At 54.6% G+C, this 15,043-nt stretch carries 17 protein-coding genes; 12 read left to right on the top strand and 5 right to left on the bottom strand.

Annotated elements, in window-relative coordinates; genetic code table 11:
* The first annotated feature begins 7 nt into the window (after positions 1-7).
* From ctaD to AACQ93_RS16350, 3 genes are read left to right on the top strand one after another with little or no spacing between them, the layout of a single operon-like run.
* Complete coding sequence (gene ctaD, locus AACQ93_RS16360; protein WP_007469512.1) at positions 8-1,618, top strand: cytochrome c oxidase subunit I; 1,611 nt, start codon at positions 8-10, stop codon at positions 1,616-1,618.
* Positions 1,619-1,627: 9 nt separating this feature from the next.
* Positions 1,628-2,191, top strand: a complete 564-nt coding sequence (locus tag AACQ93_RS16355) for a cytochrome c oxidase assembly protein (protein WP_064606301.1) — start codon at positions 1,628-1,630, stop codon at positions 2,189-2,191.
* Positions 2,192-2,200: 9 nt separating this feature from the next.
* The gene (locus AACQ93_RS16350) at positions 2,201-3,106 is read left to right on the top strand and encodes a cytochrome c oxidase subunit 3 (protein WP_064606299.1); all 906 of its coding nucleotides are present in this window, start codon (positions 2,201-2,203) and stop codon (positions 3,104-3,106) included.
* A 27-nt stretch (positions 3,107-3,133) separates the two neighbouring features.
* Here AACQ93_RS16350 and AACQ93_RS16345 read toward each other — a convergent pair whose 3' ends face one another.
* Positions 3,134-3,340, bottom strand: coding sequence for a DUF2909 domain-containing protein (locus AACQ93_RS16345; RefSeq protein ID WP_007469507.1), 207 nt, complete (start codon positions 3,338-3,340; stop codon positions 3,134-3,136).
* A 24-nt stretch (positions 3,341-3,364) separates the two neighbouring features.
* Between AACQ93_RS16345 and AACQ93_RS16340 the strand changes: the two genes are divergently transcribed.
* The 6 genes from AACQ93_RS16340 (at position 3,365) to AACQ93_RS16315 (ending at position 8,562) form a co-directional block, all read left to right on the top strand.
* The gene (locus AACQ93_RS16340; RefSeq protein WP_084419188.1) at positions 3,365-4,042 is read left to right on the top strand and encodes an SURF1 family protein; all 678 of its coding nucleotides are present in this window, start codon (positions 3,365-3,367) and stop codon (positions 4,040-4,042) included.
* On the top strand, positions 4,039-4,578 hold the full coding sequence (locus tag AACQ93_RS16335; protein WP_064606295.1) for a hypothetical protein: 540 nt from the start codon (positions 4,039-4,041) through the stop codon (positions 4,576-4,578). Before AACQ93_RS16340 ends, AACQ93_RS16335 begins: the two co-directional genes overlap by 4 nt.
* A gap of 9 nt (positions 4,579-4,587) precedes the next feature.
* Positions 4,588-5,640, top strand: a complete 1,053-nt coding sequence (locus AACQ93_RS16330) for a COX15/CtaA family protein (RefSeq protein WP_064606293.1) — start codon at positions 4,588-4,590, stop codon at positions 5,638-5,640.
* A 4-nt stretch (positions 5,641-5,644) separates the two neighbouring features.
* Entirely contained in the window at positions 5,645-6,562 is a 918-nt protein-coding gene (cyoE, locus tag AACQ93_RS16325) for a heme o synthase (protein WP_064606291.1), read from the top strand.
* 153 nt (positions 6,563-6,715) lie between these two features.
* Positions 6,716-8,065 carry an MATE family efflux transporter DinF gene (dinF, locus tag AACQ93_RS16320; protein WP_064606289.1) on the top strand — a complete coding sequence of 450 codons (1,350 nt, stop codon included), beginning with the start codon at positions 6,716-6,718 and terminating at the stop codon, positions 8,063-8,065.
* Between the two features lie 104 nt (positions 8,066-8,169).
* Entirely contained in the window at positions 8,170-8,562 is a 393-nt protein-coding gene (locus AACQ93_RS16315; protein ID WP_064606287.1) for a 3D domain-containing protein, read from the top strand.
* A 184-nt stretch (positions 8,563-8,746) separates the two neighbouring features.
* Here AACQ93_RS16315 and nfuA read toward each other — a convergent pair whose 3' ends face one another.
* Together nfuA and AACQ93_RS16305 are read right to left on the bottom strand one after the other, a co-directional pair.
* Positions 8,747-9,325 (bottom strand): Fe-S biogenesis protein NfuA, encoded by a 579-nt coding sequence (gene nfuA, locus AACQ93_RS16310; protein ID WP_007469490.1) that lies wholly within the window; start codon positions 9,323-9,325, stop codon positions 8,747-8,749.
* 123 nt (positions 9,326-9,448) lie between these two features.
* Complete coding sequence (locus tag AACQ93_RS16305; protein WP_064606286.1) at positions 9,449-10,144, bottom strand: ComF family protein; 696 nt, start codon at positions 10,142-10,144, stop codon at positions 9,449-9,451.
* Between the two features lie 58 nt (positions 10,145-10,202).
* Between AACQ93_RS16305 and bioH the strand changes: the two genes are divergently transcribed.
* The 3 genes from bioH to AACQ93_RS16290 all read left to right on the top strand — a co-directional run bounded on the left by bioH (position 10,203) and on the right by AACQ93_RS16290 (position 11,956).
* Positions 10,203-10,973, top strand: a complete 771-nt coding sequence (gene bioH / locus AACQ93_RS16300) for a pimeloyl-ACP methyl ester esterase BioH (RefSeq protein ID WP_064606284.1) — start codon at positions 10,203-10,205, stop codon at positions 10,971-10,973.
* Positions 10,974-11,081: 108 nt separating this feature from the next.
* Positions 11,082-11,453 (top strand): hypothetical protein, encoded by a 372-nt coding sequence (locus AACQ93_RS16295; RefSeq protein WP_064606282.1) that lies wholly within the window; start codon positions 11,082-11,084, stop codon positions 11,451-11,453.
* Positions 11,454-11,494: 41 nt separating this feature from the next.
* On the top strand, positions 11,495-11,956 hold the full coding sequence (locus AACQ93_RS16290; RefSeq protein WP_064606275.1) for a hypothetical protein: 462 nt from the start codon (positions 11,495-11,497) through the stop codon (positions 11,954-11,956).
* Positions 11,957-12,040: 84 nt separating this feature from the next.
* On the opposite strand, the gene AACQ93_RS16285 is transcribed toward AACQ93_RS16290, so the two are convergent.
* Positions 12,041-14,371, bottom strand: coding sequence for a Tex family protein (locus tag AACQ93_RS16285; protein WP_064606272.1), 2,331 nt, complete (start codon positions 14,369-14,371; stop codon positions 12,041-12,043).
* A 143-nt stretch (positions 14,372-14,514) separates the two neighbouring features.
* Positions 14,515-14,988 carry a transcription elongation factor GreB gene (greB, locus tag AACQ93_RS16280; protein WP_036801242.1) on the bottom strand — a complete coding sequence of 158 codons (474 nt, stop codon included), beginning with the start codon at positions 14,986-14,988 and terminating at the stop codon, positions 14,515-14,517.
* Between the last annotated feature and the right edge of the window lie 55 nt (positions 14,989-15,043).

The following is a 15,043-nucleotide window of genomic DNA, read 5'->3' as shown; positions in this document are numbered from 1 at the left end:
AGGGACGATGACGGATATGTTGCGCGAACAGACCGAGATCGATGAAAACGCGACTGAGCATGAGCAGCATGATCACCACCATCAGTCAGGCCTGAAACGCTGGCTGTTTACGACTAATCACAAGGATATCGGCTCGCTGTACCTGATGTTCAGCTTCGCCATGTTCCTGACCGGCGGGGCGATGGCTCTGGTGATCCGTGCCGAGCTGTTCCAGCCGGGATTGCAGCTGGTCGACCCGAATTTCTTCAACCAGATGACCACTGTTCACGGCCTGATCATGGTTTTTGGTGCTGTTATGCCAGCCTTTACCGGGCTGGCCAACTGGATGATTCCGATGATGATCGGGGCTCCTGATATGGCACTGCCGCGGATGAATAACTGGAGTTTCTGGATCCTGCCGTTTGCTTTTTCCCTGTTGCTGGCATCACTGTTTATGGAAGGGGGCGGTCCGAATTTTGGCTGGACTTTCTATGCGCCGCTGTCGACGACATACAGCCCTGCAAGTACCGGCCTGTTTGTGTTCGCAGTTCATATCATGGGAATCAGCTCCATCATGGGGGCGATTAATGTCATCGTCACCATCATGAACCTGCGGGCACCGGGCATGACGTATATGAAGATGCCGCTGTTCGTCTGGACTTGGTTGATCACCGCCTTCCTGCTGATTGCTGTGATGCCGGTGCTGGCCGGTGCTGTGACCATGGTGCTGACCGATAAATACTTCGGCACCAGCTTTTTTGATGCAGCCGGTGGCGGCGATCCTGTGATGTTTCAGCATATCTTCTGGTTCTTCGGCCACCCTGAAGTCTATATCATGATTTTACCGAGTTTTGGTGTGGTTTCGGCGATTATCCCTGCGTTTTCCCGAAAAAAGCTGTTTGGTTATAGCTCGATGGTTTATGCCACCGCCTCAATTGCCGGTTTGAGCTTCCTGGTCTGGGCTCACCATATGTTTACTACTGGGATGCCAGTGGCCGCCGAGCTGTTCTTTATGTACTGCACCATGCTGATATCGGTGCCGACCGGAGTGAAGGTGTTCAACTGGGTGGCGACTATGTGGCGCGGCTCGCTGACCTTTGAGGTACCGATGCTGTTTTCCATCGCTTTTATCGTGCTCTTTACTATCGGCGGCTTTTCCGGGCTGATGCTGGCGATTACTCCGGCAGACTTCCAGTATCACGATACCTATTTTGTGGTGGCACATTTCCATTATGTGCTGGTATCGGGGGCCATCTTCTCCATTATGGCGGCGGCGTATTACTGGCTGCCGAAATGGACCGGACATATGTTCGATGAAAAGCTGGCGAAGTGGCATTTCTGGTGCTCGGTGGTGTCGGTCAACATCCTGTTCTTCCCGATGCATTTCCTTGGCCTTGCCGGCATGCCGCGTCGGATCCCAGATTACGCCCTGCAGTTTGCGGATATCAATGCGGTGGTCAGTATTGGCGGCTTCCTGTTTGGTTTCTCGCAGCTGATTTTCCTGGCGGTGGTGATCAAATGTGTTCGCGGCGGAGAGCCGGCATCGGCCAAACCGTGGGACGGCGCGGAAGGGCTGGAGTGGACGGTGGCATCACCGGCGCCACACCATACTTTCTCTACGCCGCCGAAGATTGACTAGGAGGCGGGAATGGCAAGGCACCCTGAATCATCACAGGCCGCTCGCGGCAAGCGGCGCTCAACCTGGTCTCTGGTTGCTATGGCAGTCGCGATGTTCGGTTTCGCTTTTGCCCTTGTTCCGCTGTATGACGTTTTTTGCGATATCACCGGGATCAACGGCAAGACGGCTGATGGTCCGACGGCGGAAAGTGGCAGAGTTGATATACAGCGCGAGGTAACGGTCGAGTTTGTGGCTTATATCAGCCCAGGGATGGAGTGGACTTTTGAGCCGGAAGTGCGGCGTTTGGTTGTCCATCCCGGTGAGACCCGAACTATCAATTATTCGGCCCGTAACCTGACCTCGGAAGCAACCGTAGGCCAGGCGGTGCCTTCCGTTACCCCAGGAACCGGTGCCCGTTACTTTAACAAGATTGAATGTTTCTGTTTCAACCGTCAGCCGCTGGCAGCAGGGGCTTCGGCACAGTTACCGCTGGTGTTCTATGTCGATCCTGAGCTGCCCGATGACATCCATACCCTGACATTGGCTTATACCCTGTTTAACGCCCCGCCGACGGAAACGGCACAGACGCAGTGAGGTTGAAAGATGGCTAATCCATACACTGAGCATGACCAATCCTTATCGACTCCTGAGCACGAGCCATATTATGTGCCGGAATCGAGTGCCTGGCCGATTGTCGGGGCGATTGGGCTGTTTTTGATTGCCCTCGGAGCCGGGGCGACTGTCGGGGATTTGTTCAACGGTCAGGGGCCGTGGATCCTGTTGTCCGGTGTCGGGATCCTGCTGCTGATGCTGGTGGGCTGGTTCCGGGATGTGATCCATGAATCCATGGGCGGCCTTTACAGCCATCAGATGGACCGCTCGTTCCGCCAGGGGATGAGCTGGTTTATTTTCTCTGAAGTTATGTTCTTTGCCGCGTTTTTCGGTGCTCTGTTTTATGTCCGGATGATTGCTGTGCCCTGGCTGGGTGGGGCCGGAAACAATGAAATGACCCATGCCGTGCTGTGGCCGGAATTTATCGCTCAGTGGCCGCTGGTGATGACCCCCGGCGGGACGGAAACCCAGGCCATGGGGCCGATGGGGCTGCCGCTTTATAACACCCTGATACTGCTGACTTCTTCAGTTACGATACATATCGCCCATACTGCTCTGGAGCAGGGCAACCGCGCCCGGCTGACATTGTTCCTGCTGCTGACCGTCCTGCTCGGCAGCCTGTTTATCTATCTGCAGGGGGTGGAATATATCCACGCTTACCAAGATATGGGGCTGACTTTAGATGCCGGGATTTACGGTAATACCTTTTTCATGCTGACAGGATTTCACGGTCTTCATGTCACGCTGGGTACTGTGATTTTGTTTATTGTCTGGCTGCGGGTGCTGTGCGGGCATTTCACGCCTGAGAATCATTTCGCCTTCCAGGCCGGAGCTTGGTACTGGCACTTTGTGGATGTGGTGTGGCTCGGGCTGTTCGTGTTTGTATATATCCTCTGAGAGACGGCCTGAATCTCTGGCCCTCATCTAATAAGGGCGAGGATTCGGGGTGATGTAACCGGTGCCGATGGCAACCAGCAGCACGACGAACAGGAGAACGGAGAACATGATCCGGCGGCCGAGATAGCGTGACATGGGCTGGCCGCGCTGGCCTTTGAGCATCACCGGCAGCGCCCGGAACAGGTTAAAGATAATAAACACCAGCAGGCAGACAAGAATCGCTTTCAGCAACATAGGCACTCCAACGGAATATGGGGTATGCGAAGGATTGGTTTCATACTTTTTACTGTGGTTGTCCTGGCAACATTGGTCAAGCTGGGGCTGTGGCAAATGTCGCGGGCGCAGGAAAAGCAGGCGTTGAGCTCGGCGCTCAAATATCGCAGCGAGCAGATGTATTACAGCCTCGACAGTCTGCCGTCAGATCCGCGCTGGTACGGTCTGACTCTGCGCGGTGCCTTTGATCACAGTCGGGCCGTGCTGTTGGATAACCAGACTTATCAGGGCCGTGTCGGCTACCACGTGTTGTATCCGTTTGCTGCCGATGGTGCCTGGGTACTGGTGAACCTTGGCTGGATCGCAGCTCCGGCTTACCGGGAGCAGATCCCGGTTCTGCCGGAATATCATGGCGAACTGAGGCTGGCCGGGGTTATCGCTCCGCCATCCGGGCTGATAGAGCTCAAACAGGCACCGCTTGTTGCGGAATGGCCGCTGCGGGTGCAGAACCTGAATATTCAGAAACTGAGCGAGAAAATGGAACTGGCCCTGTTGCCCTGGGTGTTGCAGATCGACCCGGAACATCCGGTTGCTCTGCAGCAGACCTGGACGCCGGTAGTGACAGGCCCGCATAAGCATTATGCCTATGCTCTACAGTGGTTTCTGATGGCGGCGGCAATATTTGCTTTGGCTGGCTGGTGGCTGAAACGGAGTAAGGTATGAAAAAACACGGAACGTTATTGCTATTACTGGCGGTGTTTCTGCTGCCGTTAGGACTGGCTAAATTGGTTCTGGATTTGAACTGGTATCAGGGCGGGGTGACAAATCGCGGTCAGCTGCTGGCTTCACCTTTGGCATCGGAATGGCTGGGGCAGAGCGGGAAATGGCAACTGGTGTATCTGATGCCAGATGAATGTGATGAAGGTTGCGCCGGGGCGCTGTTTAATCTGCGCCAGATCCCGCAGGCTGTCGGTGCCGGTCAGGAACGGGTTGATGCGCTGGTGTTGGTAGCAGAGTCGAAACTATCGGAGCTGCAAGCTGAATTCTTGCAGGGGCTGGAGCCGAAGCGGGTGCCCGAGTATGTCATCACTCAGCTTCACACCCTGGAATACGGGTCACATGCGATTTATATCGCTGACCCTTTGGGTAACGTCATGATGGCTTATCCCCTGGTGAAGGGGAAAGATGCTGTGCTGGCACAGGGCAAGGATTTGCTGCGTGATCTCAAGCGGTTGTTGAAGGTATCTAAAATTGGCTAAGGAGAGCCTATGCGGTTGTTCAGCTTTAAGTCTCTTGTCTGTCTGACCTTTTTGTTTTCCCTTTGCGTGATCGCGCTGGGCGCCTATACCCGGCTGACGGAAGCCGGGCTGGGATGTCCTGACTGGCCCGGTTGTTACGGCTTTGCCGGTGTGCCGCAGGCCCAGTCTCAATTACAGCAGGCTGAGGCCGCATTTCCCGATCATCCCGTCGAACCAGAAAAAGCCTGGAATGAAATGGTTCACCGCTATTTTGCCGGTACCCTCGGCCTGTTGATCCTCGCCATCAATGTGATTGCCTGGCGCCGCCGGAATACACCGCGACTGCTGCCGGCTTTGTTGCTCGGTACTGTCATTTTTCAGGCTGTACTCGGTATGTGGACTGTCACCATGGCACTGATGCCAGTGGTGGTGATGGGGCATTTGCTCGGGGGCTTCACCACTGCGGCATTGCTGTTGCTGCTGGCACTCCGGATCCATCGACGGGAGGCGTCAGTTACCTCGTCTGTAAGGCCTTCATTTGCGACGGGAGGCAAATGGCTTTCTGTGCTGGCAGCTGTTGCTTTGCTGGTGACTGTCGGGCAGGTGGCACTCGGTGGGTGGACGGCAGCCAACTATGCAGCGGTCGTCTGTACCCAGTTGCCGGTGTGTGAGGTGGACTGGGTAGGGCAGTTTGATGCGACTGCATTTAACCTGATCCAGCCGGAACATGACAGCTATCAATATGGTGTGCTTGATTATTCGCAGCGGGTTTCGATTCATGTAACCCACCGCCTGGGTGCTGCGGTGACCACGCTGGTATTGCTGGTGCTGATCTGGCAGCTATGGCAATCCGGTATGCGGCGCTCTGGTATAGCTGTGGGCAGCGTGTTGCTGTTCCAGCTGGGATTGGGGATCACCAATGTGGTCGCCAGTCTGCCACTGATGGTGGCTGTCGGACATAATCTGGGTGGCGTGTTGCTGTTACTGACACTGGTGGCGACCAACTATCACCTCTATTGCCGTCGGACGACAGTTCGCAGTGACTGGTATGTAGCGCATGTAGCCAAAGCAAAGGAGGGCTGACATTATGGCCAAACTACAGGTTGCCGGTGACGCCGGTATCAAAGCGGTCCGCCGTCAGCGGATCTGGCAGGATTACCTGACAATGACCAAGCCCAAGGTGGTGGCGATGTTGCTGCTGACTGCGCTGGTCGGGATGTGCCTGGCTGTGCCCGGTATTCCGCCGGTGGAGGCTGTGGTGCTCGGTCTTGCCGGTATAGGTTTGCAGTCTGCGGCGGCTGCGGCTTTTAACCATGTATTGGATCGTCGGTTTGATGCCCAGATGGCGCGAACCTATCATCGCCCGCTGGCTAAAGGGCGAATTGAAACCCACAAGGCGGTGGTTTTCGCATCCGTACTGATGGTCGCAGGTTTCGGTCTGCTCTGGATGCTCAATGCCCTGACTGCCTGGCTGACTTTTGCCAGCTTGATTGGCTATGCTGTGGTTTATACGGTGTGGCTGAAACATGCCACACCACAGAATATCGTGATTGGCGGTCTGGCTGGCGCGGCACCGCCGTTGCTCGGCTGGACAGCCGTCACCGGTCAGTTTGAACCCCATGCTTTGCTGCTGGTGATGCTGGTGTTTACCTGGACACCGCCGCACTTCTGGGCATTGGCAATCCATCGTCGTGATGATTATGCCAAAGCCGGGATCCCCATGTTGCCTGTAACCCATGGCATCGAATTTACCAAAACCATGGTATTGCTCTATACCGTGATGCTGGCGCTGGTCGGTTTATTGCCCTGGCTTACCGGTATGAGCGGCGGATTGTATCTGGCAGGCAGCACTGTGCTTAATCTCGGTTTTATCGGGTATGCCCTGAAGCTGAAGTTTGCCGATGAGACGGGGCATGCCTGGGCGACGTTCAAATACTCAATCTGGCACCTGCTGGCGTTGTTTGTGGTGCTGCTGGCCGATCATTGGTTGATGGTATGGGTCTGATGGCGCTGAATGACGAGCTGAACAGCTGACATTATTATCGATTCCCCCTTCCAGTCGGCTTTTGTCACTGCCGGCAACCCGCTACACTGTGGGCCGGTATGAATTGATACCGGTCCCGGTTCAGCACCGGCACCGGTTTGGTCGAGGTCTGTTGTGTTCAAAGCGTTAAGGGATGTGTCCTTACATCGCCAGGTATTTGCCCTGGCGCTTCCAATGGTGTTGTCCAATATCACTGTGCCTTTACTGGGGCTGGTGGATGCGGCGGTGATCGGGCATCTGGATCAAGCCTGGTATCTCGGCGGCGTTGCGGTCGGCGGCACCATGATTAACGTGACCTTCTGGTTGCTGGGATTTTTGCGCATGGCGACCACCGGGCTGAGCGCGCAGGCATACGGGGCAGGTAACAAAGATGCCCAGGCCAGTGTATTTGTTCAGGGGATTGCGCTTGCGTGGTTGCTGGCTTTGCTGCTGATTGTTTTCCATCAGCCGGTTGCCGAGACCATCTTCCATTTCAGCAGTGCCAGCGAAGAGGTGAAAACCTACGCCGGGCAATATTTCTCGATTCGGATTTGGGGGGCGCCGGCAGCATTGGCTAACTTGGTGATCATGGGCTGGCTACTGGGAACCCAGAATGCCAGATTGCCAATGTGGCTGCTGATCATCACTAACGTGGTCAATATCGTGCTCGATATGCTATTTGTGCTCGGCTTTGGCTGGAAAGTACAGGGCGCGGCAGCAGCATCGGTGCTGGCAGATTACAGTGGCCTGGGGTTGGGGCTGTGGTTTGTTTCTCGGGTTTGGTTGTCACAGGCATTGCCGCAGCTGCGGGAGAAAATCAGCTCGGTCCGCCATGGTATGGGGCAGTTGTTGAAACTAAACCGCGACATTTTCCTGCGCAGCCTGTGCTTGCAGACGGCATTTACCTTTATGACATTCCAGGGCGCGACCCTGGGAGATAACGTGGTGGCGGCCAATGCTGTACTGATGAGTTTCCTGATGCTGGTCTCTTATGCGATGGACGGTTTTGCCTATGCGATGGAAGCGCTGGTGGGTAAGGCTATCGGGGCGCGTAGCCGTGATGCGCTTGGCCGCTCTCTGGTTGGGACGACCTTCTGGAGCCTGATCATTTCGCTGGTGCTGACGCTGGCCTTCACCCTGTTTGGTCGCGAGATCATCGGTATGATTTCAGATATTCCTGCCGTACGTCAGGAAGCCACGCAGTATCTGCCTTGGCTGGCCGCAGTGCCCTTGGTATCTATGTGGTGTTTTTTGCTGGATGGGATTTTTATCGGTGCAACACGCGGTACCGAGATGCGTAACAGTATGTTTGTCGCGATTTGTTTCTTTTTCGCGGTTTGGTGGTTGCTGAGTGGATGGGGCAACCATGCCTTATGGGGCGCAATGCTCGGATTTATGGCGATGCGCGGGATCAGTCTGGCTGTGATTTTTACGTATCAGTGGCAGAAAAATATTTTTCTTGAGTCTGCCTGTGCAAACAGTTAGTTAGCCTTTTTCAACTAAAATTGGCTAATTTTTCAACAAAAAATACTACCTGTCATAGTATAAGTCTGTTTAAAATGCGAACGATTTATGAACAGGTAGTCGACATGAAACAAGCAATCATCGGGATCTTTTTTGCGCTGATGGCACTGAGCTGGGGAGCTTCGGCACAGGCTGGTATTCAGGGGAAATCGTTGCGCGTTACTGCCACTGCCTATAATTCGGTACGTGCGCAGACTAATGATAATCCGAGTATTGCCGCCTGGGGTGATCGGCTTAAGCCGGGAATGAAAGCCATTGCGGTATCCCGTGATTTGCTAAAGATGGGGATCACCCATGGAACCCGGGTTAAGATCTCCGGCTTGCCGGGTGAGTACGTGGTGTTGGATAAAATGAATAAGCGCTGGTCCCGCAAGATTGATATCTACATGGGGACTGATGTCCGGGCTGCGAAAAAGTGGGGTCGTCGCAAGGTGACCATTACCGTAATTAAAGCCTGATAGCCAGAGCGATATTCAGTTAATTGGAAAACTGAGCAGATATAAAAAACCAGCCGTCGACGGCTGGTTTTTTTCTGCCTGTAACCGGGCAGGATTAGAACTGTATAAGAAAGTGTTGCTTTGGCCGGTAGGGTAGCGAGCTGGCAACACTTGCTTTGTCTGGCTCTTATTCAGGTTGGCACGCTTAGTAGTAAGAGTGCTCACCGCGTGCGTGTTCAGTGACATCGCGAACACCGGTCAGTTCACCGGCAAACTGAGCCAGCAGTTCTTTCTCGATGCCTTCTTTTAGCGTTACGTCAACCATAGAACAGCCGTTACAGCCGCCGCCGAACTGAAGGATTGCAATGCCGTCTTCAGTGATTTCAGACAAGGATACATGGCCACCGTGACCGGCCAGCTGCGGATTAACCTGAGTTTGGATAACGTAGTCGACACGTTCCATCAGTGGAGCGTCGTCGGACACTTTACGAACCTTGGCATTCGGTGCTTTCAGGGTAAGTTGCGAACCCATCTTATCTGTCACCAGATCGATTTCTGCATCTTCCAGGAAAGGCAGGCTTAGCTCATCAACATAGGCTGAAAACAGGTCGAACTTGATTTCAGTATCGCTGGCTTCAACGGCTTCAGGCGGGCAGTAGGACACGCCGCATTCTGCGTTTTGTGTACCCGGGTTAACCACGAATACGCGGATGTTGGTACCTTCCGGCTGCTGGGCAAGAAGCTTGCCGAAGTGCTGCTGAGCATTTTCAGTAATAATAATCATAGACACGACGTAATACCTGACTTAATTAGTAAGATTAATTCTATTCTACTCCGAGACGCCCTTTCTATCACCCCTTATTCTTCGCAACTATGATTTCATCACATATCCAGGTGATTTTTGTGATCATTTTGCCGGAGGGGTATAGCAGATACAGTAGATGTCGACTTGTTTTACCCCGTGTCGAAGCAGCAATCGTGTCAGTTCGGCTACTGTGCTGCCTGTGGTCACGACGTCATCGACAATTGCGACATGGTCGGGAAGGGCTTTTGCTTTAAGTATAAAGGCCCGGCGCAGGTTTCTCTTTCGCTCCTGTCTGCTGAGTTGCCGTTGCACTTTAGTATTGCGGGTGCGGCGGATGGTATCCGGCTGACATTGGCTGCCTGTTATATCGGCAATGGCACGGGCTAGCAAGGTGCTTTGGTTGAAGCTGCGCCACAGTCGCCGCTGCGGATGCAAGGGTACTGGGATTAGCAGTGGTGCCGGATTCGTTATTTGCCGGGCAAGCTGTTGTCCCAGAGGCTCGGCCAGCCAGAATTTGCGGCGGAATTTGAACTGGTGAACCAACTGGCGCAGCGGGAAGTCATATTCGCCGAGTCGGTAGATGTGCTGCCACGGCGGCGGTTTCGACAGGCATCGGCCGCATCGGCTGACTGGGGTCAGAGTTGTGCTGCCGCAGCGAGTACAGTAGGGTGGTTGGGGAAAATGACTGAGGCAGTGTCGGCACCAGATCGCCTCACCGCGGTGTAGCGGCAGATGACACAGCTGGCATTGCGGTTTGGTCCACTGAAAGATTGATCTCAGCGATGAAGGGGATAACATCCTTGCCATCCTTTCAGGCTGCAACCAGCCTGTTCCGTAGTTAAAGAAGGAAGTGTAAATGACAGCCAAGCTTCACTGGCAAACTGAAGGGCAAGGTTCGGATCTGGTTCTCATTCACGGTTGGGGAATGAACGGGGCGGTCTGGCAGCAGTTGTTGCCTTTGTTGACGCCGCACTACCGGGTGCATGCGGTGGATCTGCCGGGTTACGGACACAGCCGGGAACTGTCTGCGGAATCTGTTGAGGAAATGGCACACATGTTGCTTGAAAATTCACCAGAGTCTGCAGTGTGGTTAGGCTGGTCCCTTGGCGGGCTGGTGGCAACCCGGGCGGCGTTATTGGCGCCTGAGCGGGTCGGCAAACTGGTGACCGTGGCCAGTTCACCGCGCTTTGCAGCTCAAAACACATGGCGGGGAATTAAACCTCAGGTTCTGGATGACTTTCGTCGCCAGTTGGGGGAAGACTTCCAACAGACAGTGGAGCGTTTTATGGCGCTGCAGGCGATGGGAAGCCCGACGTCAAGGCAGGATATCAAGCAGCTGAAACAGGCGGTATTATCACGTCCTCAGCCTGCTCCTAGTGCGCTGGAAATCGGCTTAAAGCAGCTTGCCGAGGTGGATTTGCGCGAGCAGTTGAGCGAGGTTTCACAGCCCTGGCTGCGCCTGTACGGTCGGCTGGACGGATTGGTGCCGGTAAAAGTTGCTTCTGAACTGGATGAGCTGGCTCCTCAGTCGCAACGGCAAGTGTTTGCCTCTGCATCTCATGCGCCGTTCATTTCCCATCCGGAAGAATTTGTGCAGGCCCTGCGTTCGTTCACCGGGCATCACTGATCATTTCCCCTGTCATGTGTGGCGGATCGGCAACATTTTTGTAAACATTTTTTTTATGTTGCCGATAACACTATAAATGGAGTTGCTCTGTGACAGAGAGAGGCCATAATGACAGTAGGAAGTGTTGCGAGTACAAATACTTATTCGCCAGCGACGCTAAAGGCGTCAGCTGCAGCTTCAGCCAAAGCTGCGGAAGGGACTCAGGCGGCAGATAAAACATTAACCGCAGGTGCCGGTGACAGTACGGTGTCGATCTCGGAAGAGGCGAAACGTATGCAGGCGGCAGATGCGGGCAAACACAACACCAAGGCTGATGAGGATAACCCGCAGGCAGCAACGAAGGCAGAGTCATTTGCCTACGGTGCATTGGGGATGGATCACCCTGATGAAGTGAAGCAGAATACCGATGATTTCTATACTGCAGGGCAAGTGCTGTCAGCCCTGGGTACGGTCGCTACGGTAGTGCTCGCGATAGCCTGATTACCCCCATCATCAGCTGATGGCCGGAGAAGTGCATCAGCATGATTGTTTCACCCGTACAAGTGGGAGCACCGACTATAGCTCCTTCCGTTAACCCGCCAACTGAACAGGTTGCGCGGGATAATCGCGTGCGTGAAAAAATTGTTCCTCCGAATCAGGCTGCTGAATCTGCACGGGAAAAACCGCTGAGCAGTGAGGAAAAGCAGCTAAAGAAGCCATCCTGGGATCCCAGCGAACACCCTGACTACAATGAACTGCCGGTGGCCGAGAAAAATTATGGTTACCAGGAGGACATGGAGCAGCTGGTGAAGGCCCTGTCGGTTGACACTTATACCAAAGATGTCAGTGAGCTGGGTTACTCAATGCATATAAAGCTGCCAAGAGACCTGCTTGATGAGCTGGAACAAATCAGCGATACCGAGCGCACTAAAGGGGTGGTAGCTCACTACTACGCCCAGTCTGTGGTCCCCAATCCGCCGACTGAATATCTGGTTGTGTTATAGAAAGAATATTTCACAGTGAATCAAAAAAGAGCCGGCATTTATTGCCGGCTCTTTTGTTATCACTGGAAACTCGCTTCGGGTGTTTTACTTCTTCTTCGCGTTGGCAAAAGCCGCGGCAAAGGCACCGCCCATCGCACTGTTGCCTGCTGGGGCATTGCTGCGTGGGTTATTGCGAGGCTGTCGCTGCTCACGAGGCTGCTGTCGCTGGCCTTGTGGTTTGCGGGTCGGTTTTTCCTGTCCCGGCTCGTCGTTCAGGCGCATTGACATGCCGATACGCTTGCGCTGCAGATCCACTTCCATCACTTTGACCTTGACGATATCACCTGCTTTGACGACTTCGCGCGGGTCAGATACGAACTTGTCGGACAGGGCTGAGATATGCACCAAGCCGTCTTGGTGAACACCGACATCGACAAAGGCTCCGAAGTTGGTGACATTGGTGATCACACCTTCCAGGATCATTCCCGGAACCAGGTCTTTCACTTCATTGACGCCTTCGGCGAAGGTCGCGGTCTTGAACTCCGGACGCGGGTCGCGGCCCGGCTTGTCCAGCTCGCTGATGATGTCGGTCACGGTTGGCAGACCGAATTTCTCATCAGTGTAGTCGGCGGCTTTCAGGCCGCGCAGGAACTCGCTGTTGCCGATAATCGCATCCAGGGCTTTATCGTTGGCAGCAGCAATGTTTTTCACTACGGCGTAGGATTCCGGGTGAACAGCTGAGCTGTCGAGCGGGTTTTTACCGTTCATGATCCGCAGGAAACCGGCACACTGTTCGAATGCCTTAGGACCGAGGCGGGCGACTTTCTTCAGTGTGGTGCGGGCTTCGAAGCGGCCATTCTCGTCACGGTAGTTAACGATGTTCTGGGCGATGGTGCCGTTCAGGCCGGCAACTCGGGTCAGCAGTGCCGGTGAAGCGGTGTTCACATCCACGCCGACGGCGTTTACACAGTCTTCGACTACGGCATCCAGGCGCTTGGCCAGCATGCTCTGGCTGACATCGTGCTGGTACTGACCGACACCGATAGATTTCGGATCGATTTTCACCAGTTCGGCCAGCGGGTCCTGCAGGCGGCGGCCGATAGAAACGGCACCACGCAGCGACACATCCAGGTTCGGGAATTCATTGGCCGCCAGTTCTGATGCTGAGTAAACCGAGGCGCCGGCTTCGCTCACCATCACGCTCTGGATTTTCAGGTTGTTATCTTTTAGCAGGGTGGCAACAAAGCTGTCGCTTTCGCGGGATGCGGTGCCGTTGCCGATCGCGATTAGGTTGACGTTGTGCTTGGTGATCAGGGCTAGAACAGTCGCTTCGGACTGGGCAACCTGACGCTGCGGCTGGTGCGGATAGATGGTGGCGGTATCCAGCAGCTTACCGGTTTCATCAACCACGGCGACCTTACAGCCGGTACGCAGGCCCGGGTCCAGAGCCAGGGTGACGCGCGGGCCAGCCGGGGCGGCCATCAGCAGATCTTTCAGGTTGTCGGCAAATACCTGTATGGCACCGTCTTCGGCTTTTTCACGCAGTGCGCTCATCAGCTCGGTTTCCATGTGCATCAGGATCTTGATGCGCCATGCCCAGCTGATCACTTGCTTGCGCCAGCTATCAGCCGGCTGGCTGCCTGGCTTCACACCATAGTGGTCGGCAATCATCACTTCGCAGTAAGAGCCGCGTACGCCTTCTTCCTGCTGCGGGTCGGCATTAAGAGACAGCTGAAGGAATCCTTCATTACGGCCACGGAACAGCGCCAGGGCACGGTGCGACGGGATCTGCTTCAGCTGTTCGCTGTATTCGAAGTAATCCTTGAACTTGGCTCCTTCCTGCTCTTTGCCTTCTGCAACGCGGGAGGTCAGTTCGGCATTACCTTGCAAATGGCGGCGGATTTTATCCAGCAGGGCTGCGTCTTCGGCAAAGCGCTCCATCAGGATTGCGCGGGCACCGTCCAGGGCGGCTTTGGTGTCAGCTACGCCTTTGTCGGCATCAAGGTATTGTGCGGCGGTGGCTTCCGGCTCGTTTTCTGGCTGGTTCCACAGGGTTTCTGCCAGCGGCTCAAGGCCCGCTTCAATCGCAATCTGGCCTTTGGTGCGGCGTTTTGGCTTGTACGGCAGGTACAGATCTTCCAGGCGGGTTTTGCTGTCGGCACCTTTGATTTCGGCTTCTAGCTCCGCAGTTAGTTTGCCCTGCTCAGTGATGGATTTGAGGATAACCTGGCGGCGATCGTCCAGTTCACGCAGGTAACCGAGGCGGGATTCAAGGTTACGCAGCTGGGTATCGTCCAGTCCGCCGGTGACTTCTTTACGGTAGCGGGCAATGAAAGGAACTGTGTTACCGTCATCCAGCAGGGTGACGGCTGATTTTACCTGGTCTTCGCGTACCGCGAGTTCTCTGGCAATCGTCTGATTGATAGCGTTGCTCATCCGTTGGTATCTCTTGGTTGTTCAGGGCAGCCCGGCTCCGCGGGCTGTCGTTATTATTGGAATATACCGGAGTGCCGGCCGGTTGTTATAACAAGGGTAGCCGGGTGTTCGGTATTATGTGTTAGGTTCTTGTCAGCTCATGGTTATTTGACGTACCGGATGTGGTTGACGAACCACTCTTTTTTGCCGGCTGGCGTGCTGACTTCAAATTCGTCATCGACTTCTTTTTTCAGCAGGGCCCGGGCCATTGGGGAGTCGATAGAGATGTAGTCGTTGCGGCCGTAGATTTCATCTGGGCCGACGATACGGAAGGTTTTGGTTTCGCCGTCTTCGTTTTCAATTTCGACCCAGGCTCCGAAGAAGACTTTGCCGTCTTGCTGTGGTGAGTAGTCAACCACCTGGACCTGTTCCAGCCGTTTGCGCAGATACCTGACCCGGCGGTCGATTTCGCGCAGGCGCTTTTTGTTGTATTGGTAATCCGCGTTTTCACTGCGATCGCCTAAGCTGGCGGCCCAGGTGACTTTCTTGGTGACTTCAGGGCGTTCCTCTTTCCACAGGAAATCGAGCTCGTCTTTGAGCTTGTTGTAGCCTTCGCGCGTGATTAAGTTGGTCTTCATTGTTGTTGTCCAGCTTCCTAATGCCTGCCAAATAGTCTTATGGTTTGTCGGTGGC

It is taken from the genome of Photobacterium sp. J15, from assembly GCF_963870815.1.
Lineage (GTDB): Bacteria > Pseudomonadota > Gammaproteobacteria > Enterobacterales > Vibrionaceae > Photobacterium > Photobacterium marinum.
The sequence above is the reverse complement of the archived record's forward strand: the minus strand, read 5'-3'. Positions and strand labels throughout refer to the sequence as shown.

What these genes read in the sequence shown, in the direction of transcription:
- AACQ93_RS16335 (WP_064606295.1), top strand. Translation starts at nt 4,039, where the DNA reads ATGAAAAAACACGGAACGTTATTGCTATTACTGGCGGTGTTTCTGCTG.
- AACQ93_RS16285 (WP_064606272.1), bottom strand. Translation starts at nt 14,371, where the DNA reads ATGAGCAACGCTATCAATCAGACGATTGCCAGAGAACTCGCGGTACGC.
- AACQ93_RS16290 (WP_064606275.1), top strand. Translation starts at nt 11,495, where the DNA reads ATGATTGTTTCACCCGTACAAGTGGGAGCACCGACTATAGCTCCTTCC.
- AACQ93_RS16345 (WP_007469507.1), bottom strand. Translation starts at nt 3,340, where the DNA reads ATGTTGCTGAAAGCGATTCTTGTCTGCCTGCTGGTGTTTATTATCTTT.
- bioH (WP_064606284.1), top strand. Translation starts at nt 10,203, where the DNA reads ATGACAGCCAAGCTTCACTGGCAAACTGAAGGGCAAGGTTCGGATCTG.
- AACQ93_RS16295 (WP_064606282.1), top strand. Translation starts at nt 11,082, where the DNA reads ATGACAGTAGGAAGTGTTGCGAGTACAAATACTTATTCGCCAGCGACG.
- nfuA (WP_007469490.1), bottom strand. Translation starts at nt 9,325, where the DNA reads ATGATTATTATTACTGAAAATGCTCAGCAGCACTTCGGCAAGCTTCTT.
- AACQ93_RS16350 (WP_064606299.1), top strand. Translation starts at nt 2,201, where the DNA reads ATGGCTAATCCATACACTGAGCATGACCAATCCTTATCGACTCCTGAG.
- AACQ93_RS16305 (WP_064606286.1), bottom strand. Translation starts at nt 10,144, where the DNA reads ATGTTATCCCCTTCATCGCTGAGATCAATCTTTCAGTGGACCAAACCG.
- ctaD (WP_007469512.1), top strand. Translation starts at nt 8, where the DNA reads ATGACGGATATGTTGCGCGAACAGACCGAGATCGATGAAAACGCGACT.
- cyoE (WP_064606291.1), top strand. Translation starts at nt 5,645, where the DNA reads ATGGCCAAACTACAGGTTGCCGGTGACGCCGGTATCAAAGCGGTCCGC.
- AACQ93_RS16330 (WP_064606293.1), top strand. Translation starts at nt 4,588, where the DNA reads ATGCGGTTGTTCAGCTTTAAGTCTCTTGTCTGTCTGACCTTTTTGTTT.
- AACQ93_RS16355 (WP_064606301.1), top strand. Translation starts at nt 1,628, where the DNA reads ATGGCAAGGCACCCTGAATCATCACAGGCCGCTCGCGGCAAGCGGCGC.
- AACQ93_RS16315 (WP_064606287.1), top strand. Translation starts at nt 8,170, where the DNA reads ATGAAACAAGCAATCATCGGGATCTTTTTTGCGCTGATGGCACTGAGC.
- greB (WP_036801242.1), bottom strand. Translation starts at nt 14,988, where the DNA reads ATGAAGACCAACTTAATCACGCGCGAAGGCTACAACAAGCTCAAAGAC.
- AACQ93_RS16340 (WP_084419188.1), top strand. Translation starts at nt 3,365, where the DNA reads ATGCGAAGGATTGGTTTCATACTTTTTACTGTGGTTGTCCTGGCAACA.